Genomic DNA, 14,030 nt, shown 5'->3' on the forward strand with positions numbered 1-14,030 from the left:
ACGGCCTCTATTTTTCGCCCGCACCTCCGCTCTTCGCGGTGGGCGCCGGGCTGGCGGGGGCTGGTTTCTGCGGGTGGGCCACTGATTGCGGTGCCGGGCGTGGCCCCATCCCCTCCGTCAGGACGATGCTCTTCGGCGCGGGGCGTGGCCCCACCGAATGGATCGAGATGTCGGCCTCGGTGAGGTGCCCGGTCACCACCTGGGTACCTGGCGTTTTCTTGTCACTCATGATCGTCTCCGTGTGCTTCTTCCGCACGGTGATGGTCGGCGCCGGCCTGCTGCAACAGGCCGGCGCCAGCACTCTGCGCGTGCAAGGTTGGCATATTCGCACGCGGCCAGAAAGCGGGCCGGCTGGGGGAGAGCCATGATGGCGCAGATCTCCCTCAGCCAGCAGGTGGAAGAGGTCGCCAGCCTGCGGACGGATGTCTATCCGCGCATGGCGCGGGTGATGAAGATCCGCGCATCCGAGCATGGTTTCCGGCTGCAGCGGATCGAGGCGGCTCACCGCTCGCTGAAGTGGCTTGCCCAGCATGAGGCGGTGATCCGCGAGCGCTGCCCGGAGCTGTTCGAGGAGGCTGCCGATGGCCGCTAGCCTCTTGGACGAAATCCGCAACCTGCGCGCGGACAACGATGCCCTGCGCGCCGAGGTAGCCTACCTCCGGGAGCTGCTGTCGCCGCCGCTGCGCACGCCGCCGGCGTGGGGGCTCGCGCGCCAAGAGGAGATCGTTACGCTCGCCCTGATCCTGCGGCCCCTGATCAGCCGCGATGCCCTCATCGCGGCGATCTACACCACCCATGGCAAGGATGAGCCGGCTGAAAAAACCATCGACGTGCTGATCTGGAAGACGCGGCGCAAGCTCGCCGCCCAGGGGGCGCATGTGGGCAATCAGCCCGGCCGGGGGTGGTTCCTGGCCGATGGCGACCGCGCACGGCTTCGCGCCGAGCTGCTCCCTGCTTCCGTGCCGGAGGTGGACTGACCATGGCGCGCCGCCGCGACACATCCACGCTCGACATCTTCTCGGACTGGGCGCCGCCGCAGGTGGCGGTGGCCCCGGCGCCGGAGGATGTGCGCGGGCCGATGGATCTGGTGATCGCGCGGCTCATCAAGCGCGCCCTGGAAGGGCGGGACCGGAGCGAGATCGCCGCCGCACTGAGCGAAGTGCTCGGCCGCACCGTCAGCCTGTCCACGCTCGATGCCTGGGCGAGCCCGGCCAAGACGAGCAACCGCATTCCGCTCGATGCCTTCGCGGCGCTGATCGAGGTGACCGACGACATGAGCCTTTTAGGATGGCTGCCGGAGCAGCACGGCTATGTGGTCGTGCCGGCCAAATATGCAGACCTGATCGAGCTGCACCTCCTTGAGGAACGCGAGGCCGAGATCGCCCGCCGCAAGGCCGCGCTGACGGCCCGCTACAAGGGGGGCGGGCGATGAAGGAATGGTTCACCGCCCGCGAGATCGCGGAGCTCAAGTTGCCGGGGCTGCCGACGACCGGGCGCAACATCAGCGAAAAGGCTGGGCGCGAAGGCTGGCCCTCCCGTGAGCGCGCCGCATCAGGCGGCGGCCGGGAATACCCCATCGCCGCGCTGCCCACGGCGGCGCGCGATGAGTATGTGCGCCGGCAGATGGGCCGGGCTGTCGCCATCCGCAGCCCGGCGAGTGTCCCCGCCGTCGCGCCCGAGGCGCCCCGCCAGAGTGTTGCCGAGCTGAAGGACTGGCAGCGGCGGATCATGGATGCGCGCCTTGTGCTGGTGCGCGAAGTATTGCGGCTGGCCCGCGTGGGCGGCAAGACGCGGGCGGTTGAACTGCTGGTTGCCGAGGGCAATGCCGGCACCCTGGCGCCCGAGCTGCAGGACGCCGTGCAGGCGGCGAGCGCCAAGAAGGGCGAGCGCGCGGCGCTTTCCGCGCGCACATTGTGGCGCTGGATCAAGGATTTCGAGGCATCCGAAGGCAAGGCTTCGGCACTGGCGCCCGCCCCCAGCCCTCGCGAGCAGGTGGTGCCGCCGGCCTGGCTCTCCGACTTCATGGATTTCTACGCCCTGCCGTCGAAACCCTCGATCACGATCGCCGCCCGTGAATGCGCGAAGGCGCGGCCGGACATTGCCTTGCCGGCGGTGCGCACCATCCAATGGACCATCGCCAAGGTGCCGGCCCTGGCCCGGGAACGGGGCCGCATGGGGCCGCGCGCGCTGCGGCAGATGAAGGCCTTCGTGCGGCGCGACGTGTCGGAGCTGTGGCCGACCGCCGTCTATGTCACGGATGGGCACACGCACCACGCCATGACGGCGCATCCCCTCACGGGCAAGCCGTTCCGGCCGGAGATCACGTCCACCATCGACGTGGTGACCCGCCGCAATGTCGGCTGGTCGGTCGGCCTTGCCGAAAACACCTTCGGGACCATCGACGCGCTTCGCCATGCCTTCGCCACGTCAGGCGTGCCGGACATCTGGTATGTGGACCGTGGTTCCGGCTTCAACAACGCCGTGTTCGACGATCGCATGTCGGGCCTGCTCGCCCGCTTCGATGTGGAGAAGCACACGGGCCTGCCCTATCGCTCGCAGGCGCGCGGCGTGATTGAGCGCCACCACCAGACCTGGATCGAGGCCGCGCGCCTTCTGCCCTCTTACGTGGGCACGGACATGGACACCGAGGCGCGCAAGCGCGTCGACAAGGCCGTCGCCGCCGATCTTGAGGCCTATGGATCAAGCCGGTTGCTGCAATCCTGGCCCGATTTCATCGCCTGGATGGGCGGTGAGGTGGCCGCCTACAATGCGCGCCCGCACAGCGCGCTGCCCAAGGTCACCGATGCCCAGGGCCGCAAGCGGCATATGTCGCCCGACGAATGCTGGGCCTCCTGGGTGGCGCAAGGGTGGGCTCCCGATATCGTCGATGCGGACGATGCGGATTTCCGCCCGCAGGAAAAGCGGCGTGTCATGCGCGCTGAAATCCAGATCTTCACCAACCGTTACTTCGCCGTCGAGTTGGAAGAGTTCCACGAGCGGGATGTGCTCGTCGCCTATGACATCCATGATGCATCGAAAGTGTGGGTTTCGACGCTAAATCAACAGTTCATCTGCGTCGCGACCTATTACGGAAATTCGGTCTCCTATTTCCCGCGCACCGTGGTTGAGCAGGCCCATGAAAAGCGCGTTGAAAACCGGCTGAAACGGGTCGAGCGCAAGCGCCTCGCGGTTGCCGAGGAAGCCCAGCCGCCGACGCTGACACTCGCCGCCTCGGGGGAAGAGCCTGCCATTGCTGCGCTGCCTGCGGCTTCGCCGATCCTCACGGTGGTGGCCGAAAACGCCCCCGCCGACCCCGCAAGGCGCCCGAACTTCGGCGATGACGTCGACATGGCGAAATGGCTGATCGCGCATGCGGATCAGATCACGGGCCACGACGCGCGCCACCTGCTCGACCGCATGCGCTCATCGACCTTCCGCCTGCGGCTGCAGGCCGATGACGTCGATCCGGCCGCCCTCACCTGCCTGCTCAAGCCCCTTTCGTCCCAGGAGAAAGCCCTTTGAGAAACGATTTCGTGGTCACGTCCAACGTCCAGAAGTTCCTGTCTGGCTACGAGCGCGTGGAAAGCCGCGCCGCGATCGAGAAATGCTTCATGACGGTGGAGGGCGACCCGGGCCGCGGCAAGACCTCGACCGCCGAGTGGTTCGCCATCCAGAATGACCTGCCGATCATCCGCGCCAAGCGCGAATGGACATCGCGGTGGATGCTGGAAGATCTCCTCGACTGCATCGGCTCCGAGCCGGACCGCACGTTCAAGGAAATGTACCGCCAAGCGGTGCGGGTGCTCGCCGGGCGCTCCGAATCGGCCCGGGCCGCCGGGGTGCCCTACGCTATCGTGATCGACGAGGCAGACCACATCGTCAGCTCGCAAAAGATGATGGAGACGCTGCGCGACATCACCGACCAGGTCGAGGTCCCGGTGATCCTGGTAGGCATGGGGCGGCTCAACAAGGCGCTGACCCGCTACAAGCAGATCTCGTCCCGCGTGTCCGCCGAGGTCTCTTTCACGGCTCTGACGCAGGAGGATACCCGGCGGCTGATCGCGGCGCGCTGCGAAAGCGAGGTCGCGGATGACCTCGCCGCGCACCTGCACAAGACGTCGAACGGCTTCGCCCGCGAGGTGTTGGAAGGCATCGGCTCGATCGAGCGTGTCGGCCGGCGCCTGGGACGGATGGTGACGCTCGCCGACATGGAGGGGCAGGTCCTCCTCACCGATCGTGTGACCGGCAAGTCGGTCACGGTGAGGGCCGACTGATGGCCCCGCGACAAATGGATGTCGTCCGGCTGCTGGAGCCGGGTCCGTGCCTGACCACGGCCGAGCTTGCGGAGCGATCAGGCTGCTCGCGGCACGATATTGGCGAGGCCTGCGGAAAGCTCGTCCGGCGTGGCTGGGTCGACCGCCTGGAGCGCGGCTGCTTCACGCTGTCGTCGGAGGGGCGCCGCGCGCTTGCCGCCGGCGAGGAGATTACCGGCGGGCCGCGCGGCCCCATCGCCGTCGCAGCCCGCCGGCCGAAGCGCAGGACCATCCGCGACAAGATGTGGTCGGCCATCCGGATGGCCAGGAAATTCGACCTCGCACGGCTCGAAGCCCTGGCGGGGGCGACGAATGCCAATGCCCGCCGCTATGTGCGCGCGCTCCAACGGGCCGGATACCTTTCGGAGCTGCGCCGGCAGCCGGGCGAGGCTGCTACGTCCAATGGTTTCAAGCGCTGGCTGCTGGTCGACGATCCCGGTGCGCTGGCGCCGATTCCGAAGCTGGACGGGCGCGTGTGGGACCCCAACCGTAAGCAGTTCAGGGGGGCGTCATGAGGCCTCCCGCAGCAGATCCCCATACGCGCATGCGGAGCGGATGGGGCAATGAGCCGCCCGACTACATCGTCGCCCTCGCGGATGCCTGCGCACTGGAAAGCCAGGCCGCTGTCGGCCGGCGCATCGGCGTTTCCGGCTCCCAGGTGTGCCAGGTGCTGGGCAACAGGTACCCCGCCAGCCTCGACGGCATTGAGCAGCGCATTCGCGGCGCCTTGATGGGGGCGACGGTGGTCTGTCGCGAGCTGGGCGAGATCGGGCGGGATCGCTGCATGAGCTGGCAGACGCGCCCACTCAGCTCTTCGTCCCCCGTAGCCTTGCGCATGCACCGCGCCTGCCGCGCGGGCTGTCCCCACTTCTCGCGCGGAAAGGACCGGCCATGAAATCCTTGAGTAGCGCCCAAGTGGCCCGCATCCGTGAGTTGGCGGTGAATGGGCTCCACGTGGATGAGATCGCCGCAGCGAGCGGTCTGTCCAAAAAGTCAGTCTATGCCGCCGCCCGGCAGGCGGGGGTCGACATCAGTGGTGCGGTCATCGTGCCCAACTGGGTGCCTTTCGACCTGGAGGAGGACTGGCGGGATCTGCGTAAGTCGATGGGCCGCACATGGGCCGACCGTGCGGTGCGCCGGCTGATGGCGGGTGGCCTATGAGCGCCGCGGCCGCGCAGCCGGGCGATGCCATGGCCGTGGCGACCCACATCATGACCAGCGGCGCACCACGGCGCGCCGCCACCGGGGTGTCTGTCGACGACATCCTCGCCATGGCGGACCGGCTCCAGGCCCTCGACGCCATCGCGCTCATGGCCGCCAACCACCTCGCGGCCCTATCGCGGGACCGCGCGACCCACTTCTTCGTCGCAGCTGATGTGCTGGCCGCCCACAACGACCTCGCCAACGCGCTGGCCGCCTACGGCTACGTGACCCTTAAAGCCCCTCTTAAAGCCCCTCTCAATCAGGAGCAGACCGATGGACACGCAGAGTGACTGCATGCGGCCCGCCGCCGCTATAGAGATCGCCTCGCCGATTATCGTCGTGCACGGCGAAGAATACATGCGCGATTCCTCCCATGCTCTCGTCCCAGTTGGAAAAGTCGACGTCATCGACAAGTTGATGGATGAAGAGGTGCGCAAGATCATCGCCTATGCCCGCGATTTGTCGGCCCAGGTCGCGCGCTTCAAAAAGCATTGCGTTGAGGATGTCAGCTCGTTCCAAGCGCTGGTCGACCAGGAGTACGGCGCGAAGATCGGCGGGAAGAAAGGCAATGTGACGCTCACCAGTTTCGACGGCACGTTGAAGGTGACGCTCAAGATGGCGGACCTGCTGGAATTCGGTCCGGAGCTGCAGTCAGCTAAGAAGCTGGTGGACGAGTGCCTCACGGAATGGGCCGCCGGCTCCTCCGAGAACCTTCGCGCGATCGTGCAGCGCGCCTTCCAGGTGGATAAGGAGGGCAAGGTCAATCGCGCCGAGCTGTTCATGTTGTTGCGCGTGGCGATCGAGGACGAACGGTGGCAGCGCGCGATGGACGCTATCCGCGACAGCATCCGGGTCGTCGGCTCCAAGGCCTATTTCCACTTCCAGGAGCGCGCAACGGCAGACGACGAGTGGAGCACCATCTCGATCCATATGGCCAAGGCGTGAGGGGGGCGGCATGACATACTTCGCCCATACAGATCGTGCCGGCGCGATCGCCGTCTCCCATCGGGTACCCACGAGTCGGCTCATCATCGTCGACGAGCCGGATGAAGCGCTGCTGCGTCGCGTGATCGGCGCAGCAGCCGATCGGGATGGGGAGACCCTGTTCGTCCCCCACTTGGCCCAGGCGGACGATAGGGAGGCTCTGGGTATCCTCATGCGCTTTCGCCGCACTGTGGCGCGGGCGCTGGCGGCCGCGTCGTGATCACGCCCGCCGACCTGTCGGCAGCCGTCAATGCGGGGGGGGTGATGAGCCGCTGGCCCTTTGGATCCCTCACCCCGCTCAAATACGGCGGGCTGCTACTCGACCCGCCCTGGTCGTACGAGATGTACGGCGCAAGCGGCTACGGCAAGGCACCCGAAGCGCACTACGAGACCATGTGCGACGACGATATCGCCGCGCTGCCGATCGGCCATCTGGCATCCGGGGACTGTCTCGTCTGGTGCTGGGTGACCTGGCCGAAGCTGCCGTCGGCGCTGCGATGCTTTTCCGCCTGGGGAGTGGCCTACAAGACAGGTGGCTCGTGGACCAAAACCACCCGCTCCGGCAAGCGCGCATTCGGGACAGGATACATCCTGCGCAGCGCGACGGAGCCATTCATCCTCGGCACCATCGGCGCGCCGCGCATCGGGTCGCGCAGCATCCGCAATCTTATCGAGTCCCCGCGCCGTGCGCACAGCCAGAAGCCGGACGAAGCCCGGCAGATGCTCGCGCAGCTGAGGCCGGAGAGCTTCTGCGCCGACCTGTTCAGCGGACCCGAGCCCTGGCCCGGACACGACACCTGGAACCCCAAGCAGCATAGGAGGGACGACGTATGACCGAGGCCGACAAGATTCGCGCCCGCATCCAAAAGCTGCGGGCGAAAGTGGTGGCATCCGGCTGCTCGGAAGCCGAGGCGCTTGCCGCAGCGGAGATGGCTGCGCGCCTGATGGCTGAGGCCGGCCTCTCCGACGCGGATGTCGATATGGTGGCGGAACGCGCCACCGAGACGACGACGCGCTCCGCCTGGCGGGCCCACATCTGTGCCTCGGTGATGCGGGCCACCAACACGCACGCGGTACTTATGGTTGCCGATCGGCAGGTGGAGTTCATCGGCCGCGCGCCGGGGCCGGAGGTGGCCGCCTATCTGTACGAGGTGCTGGTGGGCGCGGTGCTGCGGGAGGCCCGGCGCTACAAAGAGGGGGAGGAATACAAGCGCCGGCGCACCACGAAGACCCGCCGCGCGGCACTCACAGACTTCGCCAGCGGCATGGTGGTGCGCCTGCGGGCGCGGCTCCTGGAGATGTTCGCGGCCACAATCAGCGATGCGGCGCAGGCTGAGGCACTTGGTGCATGCCGCACCCGGCATACCTCGACTACTGTCATGAGCTCGAAGCTGCGGAAGCCACGTTTCGATGGAGCGGCCGCCGCGGGGTACGCCGCCGGTGGCGATGTCACAATCGCACACGGCATCGCCGGCAAGGACGTCCGCCCCCTCGCCATTGAGGGAGGTCGCTCATGATCGCGATCAGCAGCGGGCAGATTGGGGCCATCCATGCGGCCAGCAAGCGGCTTGGCCTCAATGAGGCGGAGCGGCGGGACATGATCGCGGCCGTGGCCGGGGGCAAGCGCTCCTGCCGCGAGCTGACCGCCGGCGAGGCGGTCTCGGTCATCAACCGGCTCAACGACCTTCAGGGCGGGGCCGGGGCTGCGGGGCGGGCCGATGGGCCTTACCGGGCCAAGCTGCAGGTGCTGTGGCTCAGCGCCTGGAATCTCGGGGTTGTCGAGGACAAGCGCGACACGGCGCTGCACGCCTTCGTTCGGCGCCAGACCGGGCTCGACCACAGCCGATTCCTCCATGACGCCGCAGACGCCTCCCGCGCCGTCGATGCGATCAAGGCCTGGCTCGCCCGCGCAGCCGACGTGCACTGGCCCAGCAAGGGCGGCGCCCGCGCCTCGAAGATCGCGGTGCTCGCGGCCCAACAGCGCCGCCTTGCGGCCCTCGGTGTCGACGTGCCGGCGCGCTCCATCGGCGAACTCTCCGACGCCGAGATCGATGCCGCCATCCGCACCGGTGGCGCCGCGCTTCGCCGCGCCCTCAAGCGCGTGCCGAAGGAGGATTGAATGGCCCTTCAAACCGACCTTTTCAGCGCTTCCGACCCGGTGCCGAAAATCGACAAGGGGGCTTCCCCCGCGTCCTTCGCGTGGGCGAGGCCCGAGGAACGCGGGCCCTACTGGTACGCCTCCCGCATCGGGTCGGCGCCCGGTGGCGTCACCGCACGCATCTTCCAGTCGGCCATTTCCGGGCGCCTGGTGCTGGTGATCGAGTGGCCGGCGCTGTCCGGGTTCCCGGTCTCCGAATATGTGGCCTCGGTGGATGACGGCATGGCCCGCGCCGACGAATGGCTGCCGCGGATCGCGGCGCACCTGGGAGGTGCCCATGGCTGACGCTCTGCCGACCACGCTCGACGACCTCACCCGTGAGGAGCTGCTCGCCGTCGCCAGGCGCGCGGGGCTTGCCATGCGCGTGCGCCGGGCGGATCTCCTCAGCGCGCGACATGAGAGCCTGAGCGCGGAGGCGCTTCGCTGCGAGCGCGCGGCGCAGGATGCGTGGGCCGCCTGGATGGATGCCGTCGAACAGCGGTCCCTTGCGTTCGATGCCGCACAAGCCGCGTTTCATGCCCCCCCTGCGAAATGGCGGAGCGCCGAGCGCGCCTATATCGCCGCACAGGACGAGGTCCTCCGCCTCGAAGCGTCCCGGATCTACGCGGAGCGGAAGGCGAAGCGCGCCCGCGCGGCGGAGCAAACAGCGTGGGCGGCCTGGGAGAAGGAGGCCGGTCTATGAGCCGCCCGCCGTCACCCACCGTCTCGGACCATGCGGTCCTGCGCGAGCTGGAGCGGCGCTTCGGCATTGACGTGGAGGCTGTGCGGCGCGACATCGCGACACGTGTGCGCGCGGCCGTTGCCGCCGGCGCGGTCGGCGTGGTGGCGGACGGTCTCCGCTACATCCTGCGCGGCAGCCATGTCGTCACCGTCATCCGTGGAGATCGCTCAGCCGTCGCCGAGGCTCAGCAAGCAGAGGGGGTGCGCCATGAGTGATGGCGCGCCTCCGGTCCCCGCCCACGTGGCGCCCTACGTCCGGGCGCTCGGCCTCGACAGGGCCGTTGATTTCTTGCTCGCATTTGGCGGGGCGCCCATGAGCTTTTCGATGCGCGAGCGGCAGCGGTCGCGGGCGCTGGATCTGGTTGGCTTGGATGGCGTCCAGGCCCTGCAGCGCGAGGTGGGGCGTGCCACGCGGGTGCCTCTCGCCAAGCAGTGGATCGCACAGTACCTTCACACAGCGCGTGGTCTCGGCATCCACGACATTGCGCGGCGGATGCATGCATCCGATGTGTCTGTCGCCGCCTGGGTGCGCGGCCAGAAACCGAAAAGCGGCAAGACGCCGATCGGCAACCAGCTTACGCTGCTCTGAGCCAGCCAAGCGCTTGGGGTTAGATCCCGGCGCCCGCGCACGCCATGCTTTGGCACGATCGCGCGCCCGTCGGCGCGTTGCGCCGGAGTACGTGCCCCATGGCTCGCCCATCCTTTTCGTCCCTGTGGCCCGAATATGCGCGCCTCTGGATCAACATGACGGTGCGCCCGGACAAGGCTGCCCGCGTCGATGCCGTTGCCCGCAAGATCGCCAAGAACAAGAGCCGCTACGCGACCGTCGCGGCCGCGACCGGCGTGCCGTGGTACGTGGTCGGGATCATCCACGCCATGGAGGCAGGTCTCGATTTCGGGACCCATCTGCACAATGGCGACCCGCTTTCGGCGCGCACCAAGCAGGTGCCGCGCGGCCGCCCTGTGAGCGGCGCGCCCCCCTTTAGCTGGGAGGTCAGCGCGATCGACGCGATCGACTACGACGGCCTCGACGAGGTCACCAACTGGAGCGTCGAGCGCATCGCTTACGAGCTGGAGGGCTACAACGGGTGGGGGTATCGCCTCTATCACTCCAGCGTCTTGAGCCCCTACCTGTGGAGCTATTCCAACCACTACGCCCACGGGAAGTACGCGGCTGACGGGGCGTGGGACTCTAATCTCGTTAGCGGCCAGGCGGGCGCCATGGTGCTGCTGGCGCGCCTGATGGAGCTGGACGCCCTGGTGCGCCCGCCGTGCGAGCGGGCGCTGGCTCCTCGAATGACTCTCGGTGCAGCCGAGGTCAAGGCCCTGCAGAACAACCTCCTCGCTCTGCATTTCGGCCTCGGCCCCTCGGGTGCGGATGGGATCTACGGTGCCCGGACGATGAAGGCAGTGCGCGCCGCTCAGGTGCAGCTGGGGCTGGAGCCCACCGGCGAGCCCTCGGAAGACACCTGTGATGCCATCGCCAAGGCGGTCGCGGCGCTGCCGGGCAAAACGGCGATCGGCACCGATCCTCCCACGCCGTCCGCGACGGCGCCCTCGGAAGAGACGATCAAGAGCGTGCAGCGGCGGCTGCGCGAGCTGGGTTATGCGGAGGTCGGCAATGTGGATGGTGAGGCTGGCTCTCGCACGCGCGCTGGCATCCTCGCTTTTCGCGCTGACAATGATCTGCCTCTCGACCCGACCATTACCCCGGACCTCCTGGTGGCGCTCGCCGGCGCGCAGCCGCGTGAGATCGCGGCGACCCGCGCCCTTGCCACGGTGGCCGAGGTGGCGGCCAAGGTTCCGGGCGTCACGGCCGCGCGGTCGGCGCGGCTTTGGGCGAAGGGGCAAGGCTTCGTCGCCGCCGGCTTCGCCTTCTTGGTCTGGCTGGTCGACAATATCTCGGTCGCCACCGACAAGCTCTCGCCGCTCAAGGACATGCTTGGCGCCGTGCCGCTGTGGGCCTGGGCGCTGGCCGTCGTCGGCGTCTCCTATGTCGTCTGGCGCAATTCGGGGCGGGCCGAGACGGCCACCGTCGACGCCTATCGCGACGCGCGGCTGATGTGAGGGTGGCATGCCTGAGTGGCTTAAGGAGTGGTGGCCCGCACTCGCCCTCGCGGTGCCCATGGTCTACGGCTGGCTCCTATGGGCCGCGAAGAAAGGGCTGGCCTCGCAGGACGATGTCCGCGCCGAGGCCGCCGCACGCGCCAAGGACATCAAACGCCTTGAGGACGATGTCGGCGGCAAGATTGGCGAGATCGACCGCCGCACGCTGCGGATCGAGGCCGACCTGGAGCACCTGCCGACCGCGAAGGATATGGCCGACCTGCGCCAGGAAGTGGCGCGCATCGCCGGCTCCATGGAGGGCTCGCAGCGCGAGTTGACCTCAATCTCGCGCGCCCTGACCCGTGTCGAGGATCGGCTCATCAAGGGGGACGCGGCATGAGCGGATACGCCGACGACACCGCCAGATCGCGGCGGCTCGCCACCCTCAGGGTGCTCCACGAAAACGAGGGCGCGGCGAACGAAAGCCTGCTTTTGACCTGCCTGCACCAGCTCGGATTTCGCGGCCGGCATGCCTCCGTCGAGGCGGTGGCGGCGGATCATGCCGCGCTGGAGGCCGCCGGCCTCATCGCCGTCGACTATTACCAGGGCAGAGTGAAGACGCTGGTGTTGAGCAAGAGGGGCCTCGCCTATCTCGCGCGGCGCCTCGACCCCATCCCCGGCATCGAATATCCGGACGTGGCCTGATGGCCCGGCCCTCCAAGGTCGACCGCCTGCCCGCCGAGCTGCGCGACATGATCGGCCGGCTGCGGGAGCAGGGCTGCACCATTGACGAGATCTTCGGCAAGCTGCGGGAGCTTGAGGCCGACGTGGGGCGCTCCGGGCTCGGCGAGTACATCAAGAAGTTCGACGTGGTGCGCCAGCGGCTGCACAACAGCCGCGCCGCCGCCGAGCAGATCATGGCCCGTTTCGAGGACCAGGGCACGGACGATCGCGTGGCGCGCATGAACATCGCCGCGCTCCACGCCTCGGTCATGGAGCTGATGGCGGGGGCCGATGGCGACCCGGTCACCATGGACCCCAAGAGCGCCAAGCTGCTGTCCGAGACGCTGCGCAACCTGGCGACCGCCGCCAAGTCCGACCAGGACCGTCTGCTCACGCTGAAGAAGTCGCTGGCCGAGCAGGCCCGTGCGGCCGTGGAGAAGATCGCGAGCGAGATGGATGGGGCCGCGCCGCTGGATGGCGCCGAGGTGCTGCGGAAGGTTCGCGAGGACATCTATGGGATCTTCGACGAATGACGCCCGCCGTCCCGCTCCACGGTTATCAGAAGCGCTGGCTCCAGGATAAGAGCCGATTCAAGGCGGGGATGTTCTCACGCCAGAGCGGAAAGACATTCACGACGACGCTCGAAATTGTGGATGATTGCTATGCGGCGGCGGTGCAGCGGCGTCGGAAGCTATGGGTGATCCTGTCGCGAGGCGAACGGCAGGCGCGCGAGGCCATGAATGAGGGCATCAAGCGTCACGCCGCCGCCTATCGGCTCGGCTTTGAAGCTCACGATTACGAGTGGCAGGGCGACGAGGGCAAGCACAACGCGCTCGAAGTCACCTTCCCGCATGGATCGCGCGTCATCGCGCTGCCCGCCAACCCAGACACCGCCCGCGGCTTCTCCGGCAACGTCTTCCTCGACGAGTTCGCGATCCACAAGGACTCCAAAGCCATTTGGGGCGCCCTTTACCCCATCATCTCAAAAAATGGACTGCGCTTGCGCGTGACATCCACGCCCAACGGCAAGGGCAACAAGTTTTATGAGATCATGACTGCCGCTGACGATGTGTGGTCGCGGCATGTGGTCGACATCTACCAGGCCGTAGCGGATGGACTGCCACGCAACATCAATGAGCTGCGCGCCGGGCTCGCCGACGATGACCTGTGGTCCCAGGAATATGAGCTGAAGTGGCTCGACGAGGCGAGTGCCTGGCTCTCCTACGACCTCATCTCGTCGGTCGAAGAAGATGCCGCCGGTGACCCCGCGCTTTATCAGGGCGGGCCCTGCTTCGTGGGCCGCGATATCGGCCGGCGGCATGACCTGCATGTCATATGGGTGTGGGAGCAGGTGGGTGATGTGCTCTGGTGCCGGGAGATCGTCACCCAGAAGCGCGCCACCTTCCGGGCTATGGATGACGCATTCAACGACGTGATGGAGCGCTACCGCGTCGCACGGGCCTGCATCGACCAGACCGGCATGGGCGAAAACCCGGTGGAGGACGCGCAGCGCCGCTGGGGATCGCGGGTGGAAGGGGTGCTGTTCACGCCGCCCAACAAGCTGATCCTGGCGACGGCGGGTAAGGAGCGGTTTGAGGATCGCACCGTGCGCATTCCGGCCGGCGACGTGGCCCTGCGCTCGGACCTGCACAAGCTCCGCAAGATCGCCTCGGCCACCGGCGCCCCGCGGTTCGTGGCCGAGCGCGACGATGATCATGCCGATCGTACCTGGGCGGCGTTTTTGGGCATCCATGCCGCCAGCGACCTGGTGGAGCCGGCCGGCGTCACCGTCGCGCCGTCACCGCTCGTGCGGCCCGTGGGCGGTTTTGGTCGCGGGCGGCTGATCGCCGATCGGCCGATGCATTTGTTCCGCGGGAGATGAT

The 14,030-nt window shown here is 67.8% G+C and carries 24 protein-coding genes; 23 read left to right on the plus strand and 1 reads right to left on the minus strand.

Translation table 11 applies throughout. The features are described 5' to 3' along the window. Positions 1–7: 7 nt before the first annotated feature. A complete protein-coding gene (locus tag MEU52_RS00080) occupies positions 8–229 on the minus strand; it encodes a hypothetical protein (protein ID WP_238121993.1) in 222 nt (73 codons plus the stop codon). 135 nt (positions 230–364) lie between these two features. Here MEU52_RS00080 and MEU52_RS00085 point away from each other — a divergent pair, with 135 nt between their 5' ends. The 23 genes from MEU52_RS00085 (at position 365) to MEU52_RS00195 (ending at position 14,029) form a co-directional block, all read left to right on the plus strand. After that, the gene (locus MEU52_RS00085) at positions 365–592 is read left to right on the plus strand and encodes a hypothetical protein (protein WP_238121992.1); all 228 of its coding nucleotides are present in this window, start codon (positions 365–367) and stop codon (positions 590–592) included. Then, positions 582–977 carry a helix-turn-helix domain-containing protein gene (locus MEU52_RS00090; protein ID WP_238121991.1) on the plus strand — a complete coding sequence of 132 codons (396 nt, stop codon included), beginning with the start codon at positions 582–584 and terminating at the stop codon, positions 975–977. Before MEU52_RS00085 ends, MEU52_RS00090 begins: the two co-directional genes overlap by 11 nt. Positions 978–979: 2 nt before the next feature. Beyond that, positions 980–1,432, plus strand: coding sequence for a hypothetical protein (locus MEU52_RS00095; protein ID WP_238121990.1), 453 nt, complete (start codon positions 980–982; stop codon positions 1,430–1,432). Further along, a complete protein-coding gene (locus MEU52_RS00100; RefSeq protein WP_238121989.1) occupies positions 1,429–3,522 on the plus strand; it encodes a Mu transposase C-terminal domain-containing protein in 2,094 nt (697 codons plus the stop codon). Before MEU52_RS00095 ends, MEU52_RS00100 begins: the two co-directional genes overlap by 4 nt. A gap of 11 nt (positions 3,523–3,533) precedes the next feature. Beyond that, complete coding sequence (locus MEU52_RS00105) at positions 3,534–4,274, plus strand: AAA family ATPase (protein WP_238121988.1); 741 nt, start codon at positions 3,534–3,536, stop codon at positions 4,272–4,274. Between the two features lie 14 nt (positions 4,275–4,288). Next, complete coding sequence (locus tag MEU52_RS00110; RefSeq protein WP_238121987.1) at positions 4,289–4,828, plus strand: MarR family transcriptional regulator; 540 nt, start codon at positions 4,289–4,291, stop codon at positions 4,826–4,828. Between the two features lie 29 nt (positions 4,829–4,857). Further along, on the plus strand, positions 4,858–5,208 hold the full coding sequence (locus MEU52_RS00115; RefSeq protein WP_238121986.1) for a transcriptional regulator: 351 nt from the start codon (positions 4,858–4,860) through the stop codon (positions 5,206–5,208). Further along, complete coding sequence (locus MEU52_RS00120) at positions 5,205–5,474, plus strand: hypothetical protein (protein WP_238121985.1); 270 nt, start codon at positions 5,205–5,207, stop codon at positions 5,472–5,474. The genes MEU52_RS00115 and MEU52_RS00120 overlap by 4 nt, the downstream gene beginning before the upstream one ends. After that, positions 5,471–5,806 (plus strand): hypothetical protein, encoded by a 336-nt coding sequence (locus MEU52_RS00125; RefSeq protein ID WP_238121984.1) that lies wholly within the window; start codon positions 5,471–5,473, stop codon positions 5,804–5,806. The genes MEU52_RS00120 and MEU52_RS00125 overlap by 4 nt, the downstream gene beginning before the upstream one ends. Further along, positions 5,790–6,461: a DUF3164 family protein gene (locus tag MEU52_RS00130; RefSeq protein ID WP_238121983.1), complete on the plus strand. Its 672-nt coding sequence runs from the start codon at positions 5,790–5,792 to the stop codon at positions 6,459–6,461. Before MEU52_RS00125 ends, MEU52_RS00130 begins: the two co-directional genes overlap by 17 nt. A 10-nt stretch (positions 6,462–6,471) precedes the next feature. After that, positions 6,472–6,720: a hypothetical protein gene (locus MEU52_RS00135; protein ID WP_238121982.1), complete on the plus strand. Its 249-nt coding sequence runs from the start codon at positions 6,472–6,474 to the stop codon at positions 6,718–6,720. Then, positions 6,717–7,334: an MT-A70 family methyltransferase gene (locus MEU52_RS00140; RefSeq protein ID WP_238121981.1), complete on the plus strand. Its 618-nt coding sequence runs from the start codon at positions 6,717–6,719 to the stop codon at positions 7,332–7,334. Before MEU52_RS00135 ends, MEU52_RS00140 begins: the two co-directional genes overlap by 4 nt. Beyond that, positions 7,331–8,017 (plus strand): DUF7168 domain-containing protein, encoded by a 687-nt coding sequence (locus MEU52_RS00145; protein ID WP_238121980.1) that lies wholly within the window; start codon positions 7,331–7,333, stop codon positions 8,015–8,017. The genes MEU52_RS00140 and MEU52_RS00145 overlap by 4 nt, the downstream gene beginning before the upstream one ends. Then, positions 8,014–8,619 carry a regulatory protein GemA gene (locus tag MEU52_RS00150; RefSeq protein WP_238121979.1) on the plus strand — a complete coding sequence of 202 codons (606 nt, stop codon included), beginning with the start codon at positions 8,014–8,016 and terminating at the stop codon, positions 8,617–8,619. The genes MEU52_RS00145 and MEU52_RS00150 overlap by 4 nt, the downstream gene beginning before the upstream one ends. Then, complete coding sequence (locus MEU52_RS00155) at positions 8,620–8,943, plus strand: hypothetical protein (protein ID WP_238121978.1); 324 nt, start codon at positions 8,620–8,622, stop codon at positions 8,941–8,943. It begins immediately after the preceding gene. Continuing rightward, positions 8,936–9,340 carry a hypothetical protein gene (locus tag MEU52_RS00160; protein WP_238121977.1) on the plus strand — a complete coding sequence of 135 codons (405 nt, stop codon included), beginning with the start codon at positions 8,936–8,938 and terminating at the stop codon, positions 9,338–9,340. Before MEU52_RS00155 ends, MEU52_RS00160 begins: the two co-directional genes overlap by 8 nt. Next, the gene (locus MEU52_RS00165) at positions 9,337–9,594 is read left to right on the plus strand and encodes a hypothetical protein (protein WP_238121976.1); all 258 of its coding nucleotides are present in this window, start codon (positions 9,337–9,339) and stop codon (positions 9,592–9,594) included. The genes MEU52_RS00160 and MEU52_RS00165 overlap by 4 nt, the downstream gene beginning before the upstream one ends. Next, entirely contained in the window at positions 9,587–9,967 is a 381-nt protein-coding gene (locus MEU52_RS00170; protein WP_238121975.1) for a hypothetical protein, read from the plus strand. The genes MEU52_RS00165 and MEU52_RS00170 overlap by 8 nt, the downstream gene beginning before the upstream one ends. A 98-nt stretch (positions 9,968–10,065) precedes the next feature. Beyond that, positions 10,066–11,445: a peptidoglycan-binding protein gene (locus MEU52_RS00175; RefSeq protein ID WP_238121974.1), complete on the plus strand. Its 1,380-nt coding sequence runs from the start codon at positions 10,066–10,068 to the stop codon at positions 11,443–11,445. A 58-nt stretch (positions 11,446–11,503) separates the two neighbouring features. Beyond that, positions 11,504–11,824 carry a DUF2730 family protein gene (locus tag MEU52_RS00180; protein ID WP_238121973.1) on the plus strand — a complete coding sequence of 107 codons (321 nt, stop codon included), beginning with the start codon at positions 11,504–11,506 and terminating at the stop codon, positions 11,822–11,824. Beyond that, entirely contained in the window at positions 11,821–12,129 is a 309-nt protein-coding gene (locus tag MEU52_RS00185) for a hypothetical protein (protein ID WP_238121972.1), read from the plus strand. Before MEU52_RS00180 ends, MEU52_RS00185 begins: the two co-directional genes overlap by 4 nt. Further along, positions 12,129–12,680, plus strand: a complete 552-nt coding sequence (locus MEU52_RS00190) for a phage protein Gp27 family protein (protein ID WP_238121971.1) — start codon at positions 12,129–12,131, stop codon at positions 12,678–12,680. The genes MEU52_RS00185 and MEU52_RS00190 overlap by 1 nt, the downstream gene beginning before the upstream one ends. Next, positions 12,677–14,029 (plus strand): terminase large subunit domain-containing protein, encoded by a 1,353-nt coding sequence (locus tag MEU52_RS00195; RefSeq protein ID WP_238121970.1) that lies wholly within the window; start codon positions 12,677–12,679, stop codon positions 14,027–14,029. The genes MEU52_RS00190 and MEU52_RS00195 overlap by 4 nt, the downstream gene beginning before the upstream one ends. The last annotated feature ends 1 nt before the right edge of the window (position 14,030 follow it).

This window comes from Xanthobacter sp. NM-25, assembly GCF_022138605.1.
Classification (GTDB): domain Bacteria; phylum Pseudomonadota; class Alphaproteobacteria; order Rhizobiales; family Xanthobacteraceae; genus Xanthobacter.

Excerpts from the sequence above, each read along its gene's own strand:
- MEU52_RS00180 (WP_238121973.1), top strand. The coding sequence starts at position 11,504 with ATGGTCTACGGCTGGCTCCTATGGGCCGCGAAGAAAGGGCTGGCCTCG.
- MEU52_RS00080 (WP_238121993.1), bottom strand. The coding sequence starts at position 229 with ATGAGTGACAAGAAAACGCCAGGTACCCAGGTGGTGACCGGGCACCTC.
- MEU52_RS00190 (WP_238121971.1), top strand. The coding sequence starts at position 12,129 with ATGGCCCGGCCCTCCAAGGTCGACCGCCTGCCCGCCGAGCTGCGCGAC.
- MEU52_RS00175 (WP_238121974.1), top strand. The coding sequence starts at position 10,066 with ATGGCTCGCCCATCCTTTTCGTCCCTGTGGCCCGAATATGCGCGCCTC.
- MEU52_RS00120 (WP_238121985.1), top strand. The coding sequence starts at position 5,205 with ATGAAATCCTTGAGTAGCGCCCAAGTGGCCCGCATCCGTGAGTTGGCG.
- MEU52_RS00160 (WP_238121977.1), top strand. The coding sequence starts at position 8,936 with ATGGCTGACGCTCTGCCGACCACGCTCGACGACCTCACCCGTGAGGAG.
- MEU52_RS00090 (WP_238121991.1), top strand. The coding sequence starts at position 582 with ATGGCCGCTAGCCTCTTGGACGAAATCCGCAACCTGCGCGCGGACAAC.
- MEU52_RS00095 (WP_238121990.1), top strand. The coding sequence starts at position 980 with ATGGCGCGCCGCCGCGACACATCCACGCTCGACATCTTCTCGGACTGG.
- MEU52_RS00150 (WP_238121979.1), top strand. The coding sequence starts at position 8,014 with ATGATCGCGATCAGCAGCGGGCAGATTGGGGCCATCCATGCGGCCAGC.
- MEU52_RS00135 (WP_238121982.1), top strand. The coding sequence starts at position 6,472 with ATGACATACTTCGCCCATACAGATCGTGCCGGCGCGATCGCCGTCTCC.
- MEU52_RS00100 (WP_238121989.1), top strand. The coding sequence starts at position 1,429 with ATGAAGGAATGGTTCACCGCCCGCGAGATCGCGGAGCTCAAGTTGCCG.
- MEU52_RS00170 (WP_238121975.1), top strand. The coding sequence starts at position 9,587 with ATGAGTGATGGCGCGCCTCCGGTCCCCGCCCACGTGGCGCCCTACGTC.
- MEU52_RS00165 (WP_238121976.1), top strand. The coding sequence starts at position 9,337 with ATGAGCCGCCCGCCGTCACCCACCGTCTCGGACCATGCGGTCCTGCGC.
- MEU52_RS00155 (WP_238121978.1), top strand. The coding sequence starts at position 8,620 with ATGGCCCTTCAAACCGACCTTTTCAGCGCTTCCGACCCGGTGCCGAAA.
- MEU52_RS00125 (WP_238121984.1), top strand. The coding sequence starts at position 5,471 with ATGAGCGCCGCGGCCGCGCAGCCGGGCGATGCCATGGCCGTGGCGACC.
- MEU52_RS00115 (WP_238121986.1), top strand. The coding sequence starts at position 4,858 with ATGCGGAGCGGATGGGGCAATGAGCCGCCCGACTACATCGTCGCCCTC.
- MEU52_RS00085 (WP_238121992.1), top strand. The coding sequence starts at position 365 with ATGATGGCGCAGATCTCCCTCAGCCAGCAGGTGGAAGAGGTCGCCAGC.
- MEU52_RS00195 (WP_238121970.1), top strand. The coding sequence starts at position 12,677 with ATGACGCCCGCCGTCCCGCTCCACGGTTATCAGAAGCGCTGGCTCCAG.
- MEU52_RS00130 (WP_238121983.1), top strand. The coding sequence starts at position 5,790 with ATGGACACGCAGAGTGACTGCATGCGGCCCGCCGCCGCTATAGAGATC.
- MEU52_RS00185 (WP_238121972.1), top strand. The coding sequence starts at position 11,821 with ATGAGCGGATACGCCGACGACACCGCCAGATCGCGGCGGCTCGCCACC.
- MEU52_RS00110 (WP_238121987.1), top strand. The coding sequence starts at position 4,289 with ATGGATGTCGTCCGGCTGCTGGAGCCGGGTCCGTGCCTGACCACGGCC.
- MEU52_RS00145 (WP_238121980.1), top strand. The coding sequence starts at position 7,331 with ATGACCGAGGCCGACAAGATTCGCGCCCGCATCCAAAAGCTGCGGGCG.